Consider the following 16,405-nt stretch of genomic DNA (forward strand, 5'->3'; position numbering starts at 1 on the left):
TTTACTTTTTTAATAGGAGGTATTTATGTTGTATTGTACCTTAATTTGTGATCTTAAATCTTCTAGAAAACTAAAAAACAGAGAAGAAGTACAATATAAAATCATTGATATGCTTAAAAAATCTAATATAGAATTTGAAAATATCATTGTATCTCCATTTTTAATAACTACAGGCGATGAATGGCAAGGACTTTTAAAATATCCTTGTGATTATAAGAAACTGATAGATTTTTTCAAAAGTTTTATCCCGGGTATACAATTTTATACTGGAATAGGTATTGGAGATATATGCATCCATAATTTTGAGTTAACTGTAAATCAGCTGGATGGACCTTCTTTCTACAGAGCAAGGGAGGCCTTAAAATATGCTAAAAGAAATAATTTACCCTTAGTTATTTTATTTGATAACTGGAATAACCTGTAGTGTTTTTATTATTATACCTCCTGAAATTGCTAAAATAAAACTTATAAAAGTACCTATAATAAAATATTCAGCAAAGTTGCTGTCATCCATTTTTTTAAATCTTGCAATTGATTTTGCAGTAAGTACAAAACCTACCATAGAGGGTTGTCCAATAGCCATTACTAAAAGTATAAAAATTCGCTCTAATATTCCTATCGTAAATCCACCATTTGGACTTCCTATATCTGTTTCTTTAACACTTTTAACTATTACAATTTTTTTATCTATAAGCTTTCTATATACTTTTAAATTTATAGCTTGGATATACTTACGTATGAATACCCCAGTCCCCCAAGTGCATGATAAAAAAATGATACCTACTATAAGCCATCTATCTATCATTCTAATATTGTAAGGATAATTGTTAATAATACTAATTAATAGATTTGAAATACTGCTGATATTTAAATTAGATGTAATCATAACTATTATTGAAATATGTATTAACTGATCTGTTATAAATATAAAAATACTATTTTCAAAAGAAGGTTTTAATTTAACTGTAAAAGTCTTTATTTCATCAATTATAGAGTGTAAAAAGGCTATACAAAACAAAATTTCAAAATAATATATATAATTAAGTGTTGAAGATTTATATAGACTAATATATATAATTAAAATAAGAAACATTGTACAAAAATGAGTAAGCCCATGTATTACATTTCCGATTAAGCTATCTTTAAAATTTTTACTAAATCTCATATTTAAGATATATTGACCTTGAAAAATGAAATCACAAATTAAATGACTTATAATAAGTAATAAAAGAATACTTAAATTCATTTTATATATCCTTTCTTATTTTGCAATAGGAATCTATTAGACATTCTATAATAAAATTATTATTATTAATTACAAAATAATTAGAAGCATTTAGCTTTTGACTAATATCCGCTTTAGAGATATCTGGTACTTGTTTAATTATATTATTATATGATCCTAATTCTTCATATAATTCTATTATTTCTAATTGTTTATTCGTTATTTTATGTTTTAGAATCTCATTATTTTCAATTAGAGTATTGATAATTTTATTTATAGACAAATCATATCCTTTTTCTTCACTAGTAGTAAGTGCTATCTCACTAAATATAAGGGCTTTCTTCATAAACTCATTTATAAAAGAAACTCCTTCAGCATTGAAATATATATTATTATTTTTGCTATTCATTTTTTTGTTATAATATCTATTTTTATTTTTTACTATATTTAATGCTTCTCTTGCTTTAATAAAGCATTCACCATCCATTGATGCTGTATCCTCATATATATTAGTACTAATCTCTCCTATACCAACTCCTGCATATATATTTATGTTTTTCTTTTTTAAAAATTTTTGAAATATATTTATAACATAATAACTTTTATTGGGATTCTTTAAAACAATTTGCCACTCATCTCCTAGAGTAATTGATATTGGAGCTGCCAATATGTCTTTGAATTCAATATTTAACTTTTGTATGTAAAACTTTAAATCCTCTTGTATAACTTGCCTATTTTTTAATTTTCTTGACCCAGCTATATCTATGTTTATAACACTAAATAAATCCATTTTATCATCACCTTAAAATATTTTCATCTAAATTGATTTTTATAATTAAAATTATATCATAAACCAATTAATTTATATATTTACCATTTTTTATGCTTATTAAACCTTTAAAGTAAAACCTTATTAGTAACTATCATAACCTCTATTATGTATTTTAACATTTTAGCTTGACAATAATCCATGTTATAACTATTATGATTACATTAAGAGGTGAGAATAAATGAAAAAATTAAGCAGTCGTTTTTCAATTGCTGTACATATTTTAATTTTATCAGCAATTACAGATAAAAATTGTACATCAGAATTTATTGCTTCAAGTGTAAATACTAACCCTGTTCTAATTCGCAGAATTATAGGATTTTTAAAAAAATCAGACCTTGTCAATGTTCAAGCAGGTACCGGCGGAACATTCCTTCAGAAAGCTCCTTCTGAAATAACACTACTTGATGTATACAATGCAGTTGAAGTTACTGAAGATAACAGGCTTTTTAATTTCCATAAAGGTAACATAAAATGTAAGGTTGGTGCTAATATTGAATCTATATTAGGTGCTTCCTTTAGAAATGCTCAAAATGCAATGGAAAATGAGCTAGAAAAGGTAACTATACAAAATATAATAGATGGAATAAATGAAATTCCGTAAGCTTTATAATGAGAAAACTGTGAAATTAAATAAATACAAAAGCATAACATAAAGGTAAGAATATCTAGTACATTTACCTTATATTATGCTTCTGTATTTGTATAATAATTTGCTGTTACTGACAACTTTTATATTAAAATCCACAAAATATTAGAATTTTATTATTTCAAAAGGTTCAAATCCCTTACTAATCTTAATTTCTCCGCTTTCTATATAAAAAATTTCAAAAACCGGATTAGATGCACTTTTATACATGCCCTGAACTACAGGTGAAAATTTAGCAAAAGCTTCTTCTTTTTGCTCATTATCAGTCACAAAAATCGCCTTACCTGAAATTCTAACGTTATATTCATTGCTGGCACACACAAATGCTACTTGCGGATTAGCCTGCATTTGCTTATAAACATCTTTTGTATTTGCTGTACCAAAATAAAATCTGTTTCCTTTTGCAAACTGAAACTGCCATCCTCTAACCTCAAGTTGTTCTCCATTCGTTGTTGCAAAATATCCTGCTGTGCCATCAGCTAAAATCTCTTTAACTTGTTCAATAGTCATATTCTGTACCTCCAAAACTTTATATTACCAAGAAAGTTTATTGTATATTATTTTCATAAAAAATTTTTTAATTCAATTTCTTTCTTGTTGTAACCATTATAGTTTCAACAAAAATATTTGTCAAGTGTTAGTTTCTCTATATATAAAGAGTATTACAAAGACTCTTGTACTATAACGAAGATTGACATTATTATTTAGCAATAGTAATATCTATATGTTATTTAATAATTAAAAACAACTTGGAGGATATATATGATTCATACATTAGCTATTACGAGGGATATGCAATTAAAAAAGGATTTGCCTCTCAATGAACTTGATGGAACAAATATAAAGTGGTACTGGGTAGATTTCGATTCTTCTGACGAAAGTGAGTCTGCTTTACTAGATACTCATTTTCACTTTCATCATTTAGCAATAGAGGATTGTCTCCATTTTCTCCAAAGACCAAAACTTGATTTTTATGATAATTATAATTTTTTTGTTCTTCACGCATTAAATAATAATGGACTAACTCCTAGTGAAGTAGATCTATTCGTAGGAAATAATTTTATAGTATCCTATCATAAAACTCATCTTGAAGAAATTGAAGAAGTAAAATTAAAAATTAATAATACGGAAAACTCCTGGGGTGATGGCAGCATATATGTTTTTTATCAAATACTTGATAAGCTAGTTGATCACTACTTTCCAGCTGTATATAGACTTGAAGATCAAATAGATGTGATTGATGATAACGTAAATGGGGCATCCTTAAGAAAACTTTTAGATAGAACTTTTGAAGTTCGTTCAGATCTTCTAAGGTTAAGAAGAATAATTACTCAAATGCGCGATCTAGCATATAGAGTTTTAAGTTCTGATCATTTAAAAGATATCAAAGAAAAACATATATATTTTTCCGATGTATATGATCACCTTTTAAGACTTACAGAAATGATTGAATCAAGTTTAGCCTTAACATCGGAACTTAGAGACAGTTATCTTTCAGTAAATTCTCATAAGATGAATAAAATAATGATGCTTCTAACTGTAGTTACTACAATATTTATTCCTCTTACATTTATAGTTGGTGTTTATGGAATGAACTTTAAATATATGCCTGAGTTAGATCTCAAATATGGCTATTTTATAGTGCTAGGGATTATGCTGCTTATTGGATTTTTCATGTTTACATGGTTTAAAAGAAAAGGCTGGTTTGATATTGATTAAATCAATATCAAACATTTTAAATTTATTTTACAATTCTTTATAGAATTTTTAAAATTACTTTAAATGATTTTTAATCTCTGTCTTTATAATGAACTCATAACAAATAAGAATACGTAATCAAACGTTTCTTATTAATATAAGGAGGTCATTCTAATGAACAAGATTAAACTTTTATATGATGTATTCAAAACTATGAAGGACAAAGAACTATTTAATGGAACAATTAGTGTAGACGCAGCTAAGGGTGAGTCAAAGGTGTTATCATTCTCTAACAAATTTAATATTAATGTTGCCACTGGAGAAACAAAGGCTGAAATAAGCAGTGAATTTGATTTAGAAGGCAAAAAAGCAAAACATCAAAGCAATACAGAGTTTAACATTAAGGACTGCAAACATCATAAATTTCATCAGCATATGCATATGAAGCACCAAGATATTGGTAATCATTGCTGTGAGCATGGCGGTATAAAAGCAAAACTTTCAAAAATCACTTTTATACTTAATATCCTAAATAATCTTAAAGCTGATGGAAAAGATGAAAAAACAGTATTATCTCTTGACTTAAAGGAAGTAATTAAGGAAATTAAAGAACAGCACAAGGATTTAAATAATGAACATCAAAATTCATGTAAGCACCATATAAATGATCATCATGAACATTGTGCGTGCATAAAAGAATTCCTGTGCTCTGACCATGATGAAGCTATATTAAATATATACATTAATAAAAATAATGAAGTGGAAAAAATAGAGGTTGATGCTAAGGGTGAAAATAGTCTCAATGTTTTAGTAAACTTAGCTTGGTAACCAAATAACGGATGTAAACTAAAAATATTTACATCCGTTATTTGTTTTAAGTAAAAAGGTATTGTGGTAATATTAATATAATTAAATTTAAAAGGTGATGGCTATGAGCGTTTGGAGAAACAATAAAAACAAATCTCACAAAGAGTGGCATGAATTTCATCGTAGAGCTCATGAATTACATGGCATGAAACACAAACATTACTATAATATTCATCAAAAACACCAAAAGCATAAAAATGAATTTTATCTGTGCCATAAATATTTAACATGGTTGCGCCCTGCTGCTTTGGTTATTAATATATTTATAATTTACCTAATCTTTAAGGTAGTAGGTCTCAAATTTATAACTATACTTTTCGCAACAATATTTACTGTTAAAGAAATTGCACATTTATACATATATGCAAGATTAGAAAAAAAAATAATGAAACCTATTGAAGAATTAAAAGCCGGGGTAGAAGAAATTGCTAAGGGAAACTACGAAGTAAGAATTGAAAAAAGTGTTTATAATGAAATTGGCATTTTAATAGATGAATTTAATGAAATGGCTAAGAAACTACAACAAGGTGAAAAGCTAAAAAAAGAATATGAAGAAAATAGGAAGACACTAATAGCAAACATATCTCATGATTTAAAAACCCCAATTACCTCGATAAACGGATATGTTGAAGCCATACTAGATGGAATAGCTGACTCTCCTAATACAACCAAAAGCTATCTTAGAACAATTCATAGTAATATTGACTATATAAACAGGCTAATCGATGATTTGTTTTTATTTTCAAAGCTAGATATGCAAAAGCTTAACTTTAAATTTGAAAAAGTAAGAATAAAGCCTTTCATGGAAGATATGATGGAAGAGTTTAGATTTGTTTTAGGAGAAAAAAATATCAATTTTAATTTTATTGATAAAATTGAAAAAGAATCCGAAGTTAATATAGATGGAAAAAGGATATATCAAGCTATCAGAAATATTATAGGTAATGCAATTAAATATGGTCAAAACGAAAATCTAACTCTCTCTGTAGAATTAAGTAAAGAAAGAGAATATATAAAAATTGACATCAGTGACAATGGCCCTGGCATATCAGAAGATAAACTTCCTTATGTATTTGATAGATTTTATCGTATAGATACAGAAAGAACAAAAGATTTTATGAGTACAGGACTTGGTCTAGCAATCTCCAAAGAATTGATAGAAGCTCATGGTGGAACGATTTATGTTTCAAGTATCTTAACAAAAGGCAGCACTTTTACAATAGAACTTCCCCTAGCAGCTTCATAAATTGTATGAGATATCATGAAACAAGAAGGGAACGGTTTTTATGAAACAGGTTTTGATAATTGAAGATGACAACAATATTGCTGAATTAGAAAGAGATTATCTTCAACTAAATGGATACAAAGTGGATATAGAACAAGATGGATTGTCAGGCTTAAAAAAAGCTCTACTAGGTATTTACGATGTTATAGTAGTAGACTTAATGCTGCCTAGTAAGGATGGCTATGAAATAGTGAAGGAAGTCAGAGATAAGTTTGAAATTCCTATTATAATTGTGTCTGCCAAAAATGATGATATAGATAAAATAAGAGGTTTGGGCTTTGGTGCAGATGACTACTTGACTAAACCCTTCAGCCCTGCTGAATTAGTTGCAAGAATAAGATCTCACATAATAAGGTATGAACGTCTTTCTGGGAAAAAACCCGCTACAGGGATTATCAGCCACAAGGCTATAGAAATTAGAACGCATTCTCATAAAGTATTTGTAAATGGTAAAGAGGTTATACTCACAACAAAAGAGTATGAGTTATTAGTCTTTCTAGCTTCAAATCCCAATATTGTTTTTAGTAAAGATCAACTTTTTAATACTATTTGGGCAGAGGATTATTGTGGAGATACAGCAACTGTAGCAGTCCATATACAAAAGATTAGAAAGAAGATAGAAAAAGACTCTGGAAGTCCTGAATACATTGAAACTATATGGGGTACAGGGTATAGATTTAATTCATAATTAAAGAGGATAATCTAAACGATTTATCCTCTGACACTCTAGATCTTTTCTATAATGATTTCTCCTCTAACTCATTTAAAATGTTTATGCTAACGCTTTTGTCATTTTTTAGTTTTTCAAAAAATTCACTGTCATTCATTTGCTTGTATAAATTCTTTATTATGTTTTTCATTTTAACTTTATCGCATTCACTTATACAAAGCATAAATACAAATTTCACATATTCCTTATGCCACTTTATTGGATGTTCTAATACTGTTAAAGCAATACAAGATTCCTTAACATTTTCTGCTTCTCCATGAGGAATAGCTATTTCCATTCCAACTTCTGTGGCCATCAAGTTTTCTCTTGATATTACATCATTAACAAAATCTTCATTTATATATTGTTTTTCTAGCAATACTCTGCACATATCATAAATAATTTCTTCCCTATTGTTAAATCTCTTACTTCTATAGAAAATCTCCTTCTTTATATACCTTCTTTTTTCCCCTTCTATCTCATTAAAGTTATGCTCAATATATTGTTCTATCTTCTTTATATCCTCCTTTGTCATAAGAGGGCTTACAACTATAATAGGCCTGTTAATATCTAAAGGTACTGTAGATATTAACATATCTGATTTATCCAGTAATTCTTTCTTAATATCTACAGAAGAAACAATGCCTATTGTTTCTATCTCTTTAAAGGCCCTTTCAAGTCTAGCAGAAATCAACTGTGAAGTACCTATTCCACTGTGACATATTACTAGTGTCTTTATAGTTTTTTTATTTCTTTCAACTGCGGCACCTATATGAAGAGCAATATATCCTATTTCAGACTCTGGAATTTTTAAATCTAAGTATTTTTCAAATATAGTACTGCACATCCAAGCTACTCCAAATATTTCTGGATAATTAGCTTTTATATCATCAATCATGGGATTTTTTAAATTCAATCCATATTTTAGTCTATTAATAGTTGGCCTTAAATGCAGTATCAATCCATTTAAAAAGGCTTTATCTTGAGTAAAATCTATATTTAAAGATTTGCTTGCCACACCTATAATATTTTTTGCTATTTCTTCCTCTAATTTTAACTCTTCTACCTGATTTAAAGGAAAGTATGCTAAATCCTTCTCCTGCATCTTACTTCCTAATATATGAAGAGTTATATATCCGACTTCAGATTCCGGAATTTTTATATTAAAGTGAGATTCTATTTCTTCACTAAGATCTTTTGCATATCTAAACTCTTTTGTGTTATATATATTATTTAAAACTTTTTCTGATAAACTAATATCACAGCCTTCTTTAATCCTTTTGATGCATATAGCAATATGCATCAATAAGCTTATATATGCTTCCTGCGAAAATGAAAAATCCATCTTTATCTCTACAATTTTCAACAATTCTTCTAATTTTCCATAGTCTATGTTAATCAACATTTTAAGTTGAGATATTGTTTTATAGTCTAATCGTCCTTTATAATCTGTAAAAAATGATTGCTGTGATTTTTCTATATTTTTAGTTTGAGAAAGCACTTCTGAAATAGCTCTTCTATAATCTTCTTCTTTCCCCTCAATTTCTATACCTTGATTTCTTTTCTTTATTAAAGTTAAACTAAAATTTTCAAGCCACTTTTGGACTTCTTCTAAATCCTTATGAATAGTAGTAACAGATACATATAACTCTTCCGCTATTTCGGTAGTGGTCACTCTTTTTTTACCGGTGAAAAGTCTTTTTAATATATAAAGTTTCCTGTTAACTGAAGAACATGGCTCCACATAGCTGTGCTTTTCCTTTATTTTTTGTAATAAATTAATTTTGTTTTCTGTAGAACCATCAACCCCTATTCCCACACCTGTTTTTCTAATTAGAGTTAGTCCATTTTTCTCTATTAGTTCCTGTACTTTTTTCAAATCATTCCTAATAGTTTTATTTGATACATTAATCTTTTCAGCTATTTTATCAATAGTTAAGTTTTCTTCACTTTTAAGTAGTATTTTAGTAATTTCTACAATTCTATCCTCCATGAAGTTTTCTCCTTTGCATATATTGATAAAAATGAAATTGGCTTCCCAATATTTTAGATACAACATTGGGAAGCTAAAGTATTTTTACTTATTTTTGTTTAAATGTTCTTCAATCTTATCAAGTAGCGCTGAAGTTTTCTTTATGAGATCTCCTATGCCAACGTTTACTGTAGGTATATTCTTAAATCTCTCTTTATTTTTTATTGCTATATCTTTTGTTAATATAACCACATCTGCACCACTTATATCTTTTTCTGTTATTTCATTTTCTATTCCTATTGACCCTTGCGTTTCCACTTTTACTTCATATCCTCTTGATTTTGCTTCTTTTTCTAAAGCTTCTGCTGCCATATAAGTATGTGCAATCCCTGTTGGACAAGCTGTTACACCTAATATCTTCATCTCTATTATCTCCTTTACTTTTGATTATAACAATACTGTTGAATTATAATTATACATTATTTTTGCATCTGTATTATATTTTTATTAAAACTCTATATTAAATTCCACATTATCTTCATCTTCTTTTGTTTCTTCCACAACCTCTTTCTTCAACAAGTTTACTAATGTTGCTGCTACAACAACGCCTACTAGAATTGCTATTATAAACATTATCTTGTTATCTACTACTGGCAGCACTATAGGGCCGCCATGTGGAGCATGGTCTGCTACTTTACCTATTGCTGCTATAGCTGCTCCAACTGCAGATCCTGCTACTATTGAAGGAATTACCTTTATTGGATCTGATGCCGCAAAAGGTATTGCACCTTCTGTTATACCGATGAGTCCCATAGCTAATGCACCTTTACCCGCTTCTTGTTCTTCTTTAGTATATTTCTTAGGTTTTAATAGTGTAGCTACCCCCATAGCAAGAGGTGGTATACATATTGCTACTGCCACTGGGCCCATTACTGTAGATACACCCTCTGCAATCATTGATGATCCAAACATAAATGCAACTTTATTTACTGGTCCTCCCATGTCAAAGGCTATCATTGATCCCATTATTACTGCAAGAAGTACCGAATTTGCTGAACCCATGTTCTTTAGGCCAGCTGTCATCGCCTTCATAAGATTGCTTATAGGAGCTCCTATTGTATACATAACTGCACCAACCACTAATGCACTCAAAAGGGGAATTACAAATATAGGCATTATTGCTCTTATCTGCGCTGGAACCTTCCATGACTTTATCCATTTTGCTGTATATCCTGCCACAAAACCAGCTACAATACCGCCTAAAAATCCTGCTCCAATTTCACTTGCTAATGCACCACCTACAAGGCCTGGTGCAAGTCCTGGTCTATCAGCTATACCAAAAGCAATATATCCTGCTAAAACAGGAACCATTAACCCAAAGGCCTTAGCTCCTATATTTAATACATCCTTCAGAATGGGATTTGTAACATTTGCACCGGTACCTGCCTTTACCCCACTAAGAGCGATAGATGCAGCTATTAACACCCCACCTATTACTATTATTGGTATCATGTGAGATACTCCTGTCATTAAATAACCCCTTAAATTTTTTAATTCATTTTTCATAATATCCCTCCTTAATATTTCATTACTTGTTATCTATAATTCCTTCAAGCAACTCTAGCAATTCTTCCTTATCCTCTATTTTGAAAATTTTATCTCTAAAATCTTCATTCATAAGTTTTCTTGATAAAGCTGCTAATATTCTTAGATGTTCATCCTGAGCTGCCTTTTCTGGTACTGCAATTAAAAATACCACTTCAACAGGCTTTCCGTCTAATGATTCCCATTCTAGTTTTTCTAAACACCTACCAAAACATAAACTTGGTACTTTTACAGCATCGGTTTTGCCATGTGGTATAGCTACTCCAAAGCCTATACCTGTAGTAGATAACCCCTCCCTTCTCATAACACATTTTACGTACTCTTCTTTATCATTAAGTCTATCCGCCCTATATAGATTTTCTGCTAAACTTAATATAGCTTCTTCTTTATTTTTTGCTTTAATATCTAGCTCTACTAAATCAATTTCAATTAGTTTTTTCATAATTTGAACTCCTTCTTTAACTATATTTTTGATGTCTGTTTTCCCGTAATGCTATATTATCATATTTCAATTAGGCTAATTTAAAATGTTAGTACCACAATAATGTGGTAAAAATTTTTATTCGATAGTTAACCGCTTCTAATACTTCCTTTACAAAAAAATGATTCAAAGCTATTTTAATAGCCTTGAATCATTTTTTGTTGGATACTATATACTTGAAACTATAAAAGATACGTCTCCATTGATTTCAAAATCATTGTAACCAAATGGTATTACGAAGTTATCACCTTTTTTAATTTCTTCTCCATCTAAAGTTCCTTTTCCCTCTATAATAGTAACTAGTGAAAATAATGCCTTATAATTAATATGAGCTTTATCTTTCACATCGAATTTTACAGTGTTAAAATACTCAGAGTTAACATAATGAGTCTTTACATACCCCTCTTTCTTTTCAATTATTGGTTTTACATTATTCTCGTCTCCAAAAGGTACTTTAATTACGTCTATAGCTTTTTCTACATGTAGTTCTCTTTTTTCGCCAGTATTTTCATCTACTCTATCATAATCATACACACGATATGTTAAATCTGAAGATTGCTGTATTTCATATATTAAGGTATTCTTACATATGGCATGCACTGTTCCTGAAGGTATATAAAAAAAGTCTCCTCTTTTTATAGGCTTAAATGTTAACAATTCCTTCCACTTTCCTTCTTGAATGTAATTAACTAATTCTTCTTTTATATTTGCATTATGGCCATATTCTAAAACTGTATCTTCATTGCAATCTATAATATACCAAGCCTCTGTTTTCCCCAACTGACCATTTTCCTTTGAATATGCATATTCATCATTTGGATGAACTTGTATTGATAAATCATTAGATGCATCTATCAACTTAACTAATAAAGGAAACTCTTTATTAGTTAAGTTTCCAAAATATTCTCTATGATTTTCATATAACCATGACAATGTTTTCCCTTTGAACTCTTCATTTTTTATTATACAATCTCCATTTTTATGAGCAGAAATTGCCCAACATTCCCCTGTTTTATCTGTTGGTATATCATACCCAAAATATTCTTTTAGTTTTCTTCCTCCCCATACTCTGTACTTAAAAACAGGTTCTAATCTAATAATTTCCTTCATACCTTTCTCCTCCTATAATCTAAAATATATTTAATAATATTGCTATTCTATTTTTCTATTCTTTATTAAACCATGTTTTTAAAGTGTTATCAAATTGTTAAGCAAGTATATAATTAGATTTTCCTGTAGCATAATCTGGTATTACTACACTAGTCAGCTTTCAAAGTTAAATATGAAATTGAATAAAATAAAGAAAAGCACCAAAATCTAGGAAGCTAAACTTTCCAGTCTTCTGACAGTGGTATTTAAATCACTCTTAATAATTTAAATATCATTTTAAATATAAGTTAAGCAAGAATTAAACAAAATTCTTTTTTTGTGACATTTCTATTTAGAAACTCAAAAAAATTACGATAATAAATACATAAATGTAATATACTACTAGCTTAGTTTGTTTTACAATATATTTAATCATGTACAAAATTACTGTAGATATAAAAAGCTTTTCTAAAAGAATTATTAGTTATATATGAGGTGAATTAATATGGTATATGAAAAAAAAACATTGCCAATCAGCGAATTACAACCAGGTATGATATCATCTATGGATATATATTCTGAAGGCAAAATATTGCTAGCTAAAGATGTTGCTATATCTGAATCAATTATAAATAAGCTTAAGAATAACTATATCATCGATAAGGTAGACATTTACTTAGATAGCGATTCTGATAAGGATTTAGAACTTAAAATAAAAACAGTGCAAGAACTTGAAAATACCTTTAATGAATTTTCTTCAAATTTAGAAAGTATATTTAATAGCATATCTACTCTAAAGATACCTAAAATGGACGAGATAAAAACTTTTTCACAAAAAATTCAAGCGGAATTTAATGCACCTGGAATAGTTATAAAAAATATAGTTTTTTATGGCAGTGGAAACGACTCAATTTATAGACACAGTGTAAATGTGGCGGCTATTAGTTTTATACTAGGCAAATTGTTAGGACTTGATGAAAACGAATTGTCTTTATTAACTTATGCAGCGGTATTGCACGATTTTGGCAAAATGGAAATAAGTAAGGACATATTAGATAAAACAACTAACTTTACTTCTGAGGAATATGAGATTTTCAAAACTCATCCTGTCATAAGTTATCACTTTGTTAAACAGATTCCAAATATAGACCCTTCTATAAGTCGTGCAATACTTATGCACCATGAAAGAATGGATGGGTCTGGTTATCCTCTACATGTTAAAGATGATAAAATCCCAAAGTTCTCCAAAATAATAGCTATTGCGGATTTATTTGACGAGGTTAGTTCTAACAGATATTCTGAAGAAATTAAGGGCCCTTTAGAATCTTTAAAAATTATTCAAGAGGAAAGCCTTACAAAACTTGATTGCCACTATTGTACTATGTTTTTAAACCACATAATAAATTACTATATGGGTGAAAATGTGATACTAAACGATAATCGCTCTTGTAAGATTATTCAAATCCACATAAATGACTTAACAAGGCCACTTTTACTTAGCGATAGTGGATTCCTTGACTTAAAAAAAGATAAAAATTTACATGTTCAAAAATTAGTTGTTTAATATTTAGTTAAAAATACAAAATAAACTCAAACATAGTTTTTTTAAATATGTTTGAGTTTATTTTCAATTATTTTTACTACTCTTTCTTTTTCAACTCAATTTTCATACCTTTAACATACTTTCTTTCCATAACATGTTTTTTCTTTCTATTTTCTTTGCTTTCAAATATGATATCAAAATCATAATCTTCAGGGTACAATTCCTTTTTATCAATATACAATGAAAGTCTTTTATGGTTTATTTTAAGTTTTTTCTTCATCACCATAACTCCCACTTCGCCTTTGCTGTTTTCAAGTTCACATACAATACCCTTACAATTCATAGTACTTATATAAACACAGTCTCCTATTTTAAATCTTGACTCTTTCCTACTTTTTTCTAGGTTTGCTTTCTTAGATACTGAATCTCTAACCTCCTTTATTCTGTTTTCATGAATTTCTTTTAACTCATCAGCTTTATTTTTAAATTCTAAGTCTATAATGTTCTTAGAATTTATATAGCTAGAATAATCCTTTTGTTCTTTGTAAGTAACCTTATGTGCTTTTTCTATAATTTCTTTTCTCATGCCAAGCCTTAAAGCTATTAAAAAAGCATTACTCTCTCCTGCTTTACCTATTTTTAATTTATATAAAGGTTTCAGAGTATTTATATCAAATTCCATACATCCATTTTTAAAGCCTTCTTGATTTTCTGCATAATACTTTATTTCGCTATAATGGGTTGTAGCTAATATAGTTGCTCCCTTATCATATATATCTTGAAGCACTGCTACTGCTATTCCCATACCTTCTCCTGGATCTGTTCCTGCTCCAACTTCATCTAATATAACAAGTGTACGTGGATTAGAACACTCTACTATAGATATAATATTTTTAATATGAGATGAGAAAGTGCTAAGAGATTGTTCAATGCTTTGGCCATCACCTATATCTACTAAAATATTATAAAATACTGCAAATTCACTTTCCTCCTCCACAGGTACATGAAGCCCTGTCTGAACCATCATAGTAAGAAGTCCTACTGTTTTAAGCGCTACTGTTTTTCCTCCAGTATTAGGACCTGTAATCACAAGGCTTCTATAATCGCTTCCAATAGTAAAATCTAAAGGCACAGCACCTCTTCCTATAAGAGGATGCTTTCCACACTTTATATTTATATAATTGCTTTCATTTATCTTTACTGCGCTCCCCTCTATGGCCTTACTATATTTAGCTTTAGCCATTATAAAGTCATAGTGAACCATAGTCTCAATATTTATTGATAGCTCTCTTTCGTAGCCTTCTACCATAACAGTTATTGTTGAAAGTATTCTATACACTTCATTTTCTTCTTGTATTTTTAATAAATTTAATTCATCTTGAGCCTTCTGAACCTCAACAGGCTCTATAAATACCGTAGACCCGCTTCCAGAGCTATCTAAAACATTTCCTTGTATTTCTCTTTTATATTCGCTTTTTATAGGTATAACATATCTGCCATTCCTCATACTTATAAGGTTATCTTGAAGAAATTTACGATAATTAGAGTTCTTCAGAACATTCTCAAGCTTAGTTTTAACTCTATCTTCAGCTATAGCAATCTTCTTTCTAATTCTTGCTAGTTCATTACTTGCTTTATCAATAACATTGTTTCTATATATACATCTTTCTATTTCTTCTTCTAACTCTTTAAGTTCATATATTGATTGTGCATAGCTGCTAACAATGGGTGCAACTATCTCCTTATCTTCCATAAATCTTTTAAGCCTCACTCCCTCTTTTTGAAGCTCATATATTGCTACAAGTTCTTCTGGTTTAAGCACTGCCCCTTTACCTAGTTTAGACATGATTTTTTCAATGTCAGTCAAACTGTGAATTGGTACACTGGAGCTTCTATTTACTATAGCTCTGGCCTCTGTTGTTTCTCTCATCCAGTTCTCTATTTCTCTAAGGTCTACAGAAGGCTCTAAATTCTTTATAATTTTCTTAGCAGGCTCTGAAATAGCATATTCACAAATTATCTCTTTTATTTTGTTATATTCTAATATTTCAATAGTATTATTATTCAACTTTTATTCCTCCTAATTTTATTAATTTTTTCTATGTCCAATTAATATTAATATCCTGGAATGCAGACAAATCTTATATTATTTACTCTTTATTTTATTAAAATAAGATTCCTACACTTGACATAAACATCACTCCTTACTAAAGTTAAACGCAAAAAGGCTGCAAATGAACATGGGTTCACCTGCAGCCTAAAAATGTATCATCAAAAAGGTAAAGATATCCTGTAAAGGGCATAAAAATACCGTGCTGAAAGCACGGTATACTACTCCCAAGTATATCCTATTGATTTTATCTGCTTCCCTGTTCTTAACTAATCATCCAAAAGAATTGCAATGCAAACAAACCTGATTAAATCAGATTATTTAACAACTTCTTCTAGACGAA

General features: G+C 29.2%; 16 protein-coding genes. 7 read left to right on the forward strand and 9 right to left on the reverse strand.

All coding sequences use genetic code 11. The features are described from left to right. The first annotated feature begins 25 nt into the window (after positions 1 to 25). On the forward strand, positions 26 to 424 hold the full coding sequence (locus RCG18_RS27705; RefSeq protein WP_308039186.1) for a SatD family protein: 399 nt from the start codon (positions 26 to 28) through the stop codon (positions 422 to 424). Here the strand turns inward: RCG18_RS27705 and RCG18_RS27710 are convergent. Next, on the reverse strand, positions 398 to 1,246 hold the full coding sequence (locus tag RCG18_RS27710) for a DUF3307 domain-containing protein (protein WP_308039188.1): 849 nt from the start codon (positions 1,244 to 1,246) through the stop codon (positions 398 to 400). The two genes, RCG18_RS27705 and RCG18_RS27710, sit on opposite strands and share 27 nt — an antisense overlap. 1 nt (position 1,247) lies before the next feature. After that, a complete protein-coding gene (locus RCG18_RS27715; RefSeq protein ID WP_308039189.1) occupies positions 1,248 to 2,015 on the reverse strand; it encodes a SatD family protein in 768 nt (255 codons plus the stop codon). 220 nt (positions 2,016 to 2,235) lie between these two features. Here RCG18_RS27715 and RCG18_RS27720 point away from each other — a divergent pair, with 220 nt between their 5' ends. Then, on the forward strand, positions 2,236 to 2,658 hold the full coding sequence (locus RCG18_RS27720) for an Rrf2 family transcriptional regulator (RefSeq protein WP_308039190.1): 423 nt from the start codon (positions 2,236 to 2,238) through the stop codon (positions 2,656 to 2,658). Between the two features lie 150 nt (positions 2,659 to 2,808). On the opposite strand, the gene RCG18_RS27725 is transcribed toward RCG18_RS27720, so the two are convergent. Next, positions 2,809 to 3,213: a pyridoxamine 5'-phosphate oxidase family protein gene (locus RCG18_RS27725; protein WP_308039191.1), complete on the reverse strand. Its 405-nt coding sequence runs from the start codon at positions 3,211 to 3,213 to the stop codon at positions 2,809 to 2,811. 252 nt (positions 3,214 to 3,465) lie between these two features. Here RCG18_RS27725 and corA point away from each other — a divergent pair, with 252 nt between their 5' ends. The 4 genes from corA to RCG18_RS27745 all read left to right on the forward strand — a co-directional run bounded on the left by corA (position 3,466) and on the right by RCG18_RS27745 (position 7,241). Next, positions 3,466 to 4,422 carry a magnesium/cobalt transporter CorA gene (corA, locus tag RCG18_RS27730; RefSeq protein ID WP_308039192.1) on the forward strand — a complete coding sequence of 319 codons (957 nt, stop codon included), beginning with the start codon at positions 3,466 to 3,468 and terminating at the stop codon, positions 4,420 to 4,422. Positions 4,423 to 4,575: 153 nt separating this feature from the next. Further along, entirely contained in the window at positions 4,576 to 5,229 is a 654-nt protein-coding gene (locus RCG18_RS27735) for a hypothetical protein (protein WP_308039194.1), read from the forward strand. A gap of 103 nt (positions 5,230 to 5,332) precedes the next feature. Then, a complete protein-coding gene (locus RCG18_RS27740) occupies positions 5,333 to 6,514 on the forward strand; it encodes a HAMP domain-containing sensor histidine kinase (RefSeq protein ID WP_308039195.1) in 1,182 nt (393 codons plus the stop codon). A gap of 40 nt (positions 6,515 to 6,554) precedes the next feature. Beyond that, positions 6,555 to 7,241: a response regulator transcription factor gene (locus RCG18_RS27745; RefSeq protein ID WP_308039196.1), complete on the forward strand. Its 687-nt coding sequence runs from the start codon at positions 6,555 to 6,557 to the stop codon at positions 7,239 to 7,241. Positions 7,242 to 7,290: 49 nt separating this feature from the next. On the opposite strand, the gene RCG18_RS27750 is transcribed toward RCG18_RS27745, so the two are convergent. From RCG18_RS27750 to manA, 5 genes are all read right to left on the reverse strand, one after another. Further along, entirely contained in the window at positions 7,291 to 9,255 is a 1,965-nt protein-coding gene (locus RCG18_RS27750) for a BglG family transcription antiterminator (RefSeq protein WP_308039197.1), read from the reverse strand. Positions 9,256 to 9,339: 84 nt separating this feature from the next. Beyond that, positions 9,340 to 9,657: a PTS fructose-like transporter subunit IIB gene (locus tag RCG18_RS27755; RefSeq protein ID WP_308039198.1), complete on the reverse strand. Its 318-nt coding sequence runs from the start codon at positions 9,655 to 9,657 to the stop codon at positions 9,340 to 9,342. An 84-nt stretch (positions 9,658 to 9,741) separates the two neighbouring features. Then, entirely contained in the window at positions 9,742 to 10,800 is a 1,059-nt protein-coding gene (locus RCG18_RS27760) for a fructose-specific PTS transporter subunit EIIC (RefSeq protein ID WP_308039199.1), read from the reverse strand. A gap of 22 nt (positions 10,801 to 10,822) precedes the next feature. Then, positions 10,823 to 11,281 carry a fructose PTS transporter subunit IIA gene (locus tag RCG18_RS27765; protein ID WP_308039200.1) on the reverse strand — a complete coding sequence of 153 codons (459 nt, stop codon included), beginning with the start codon at positions 11,279 to 11,281 and terminating at the stop codon, positions 10,823 to 10,825. A 207-nt stretch (positions 11,282 to 11,488) separates the two neighbouring features. Then, on the reverse strand, positions 11,489 to 12,430 hold the full coding sequence (gene manA, locus RCG18_RS27770; RefSeq protein WP_308039202.1) for a mannose-6-phosphate isomerase, class I: 942 nt from the start codon (positions 12,428 to 12,430) through the stop codon (positions 11,489 to 11,491). 484 nt (positions 12,431 to 12,914) lie between these two features. On the opposite strand from manA, the gene RCG18_RS27775 reads away from it, so the two are divergent. After that, a complete protein-coding gene (locus RCG18_RS27775; protein ID WP_308039203.1) occupies positions 12,915 to 13,973 on the forward strand; it encodes an HD-GYP domain-containing protein in 1,059 nt (352 codons plus the stop codon). Between the two features lie 76 nt (positions 13,974 to 14,049). Here the strand turns inward: RCG18_RS27775 and RCG18_RS27780 are convergent, their stop codons facing one another. Continuing rightward, positions 14,050 to 16,020, reverse strand: a complete 1,971-nt coding sequence (locus tag RCG18_RS27780; RefSeq protein WP_308039204.1) for an endonuclease MutS2 — start codon at positions 16,018 to 16,020, stop codon at positions 14,050 to 14,052. Between the last annotated feature and the right edge of the window lie 385 nt (positions 16,021 to 16,405).

The sequence above is a fragment of the Clostridium sp. OS1-26 genome, from assembly GCF_030915445.1.
GTDB lineage: Bacteria > Bacillota > Clostridia > Clostridiales > Clostridiaceae > Clostridium_AM.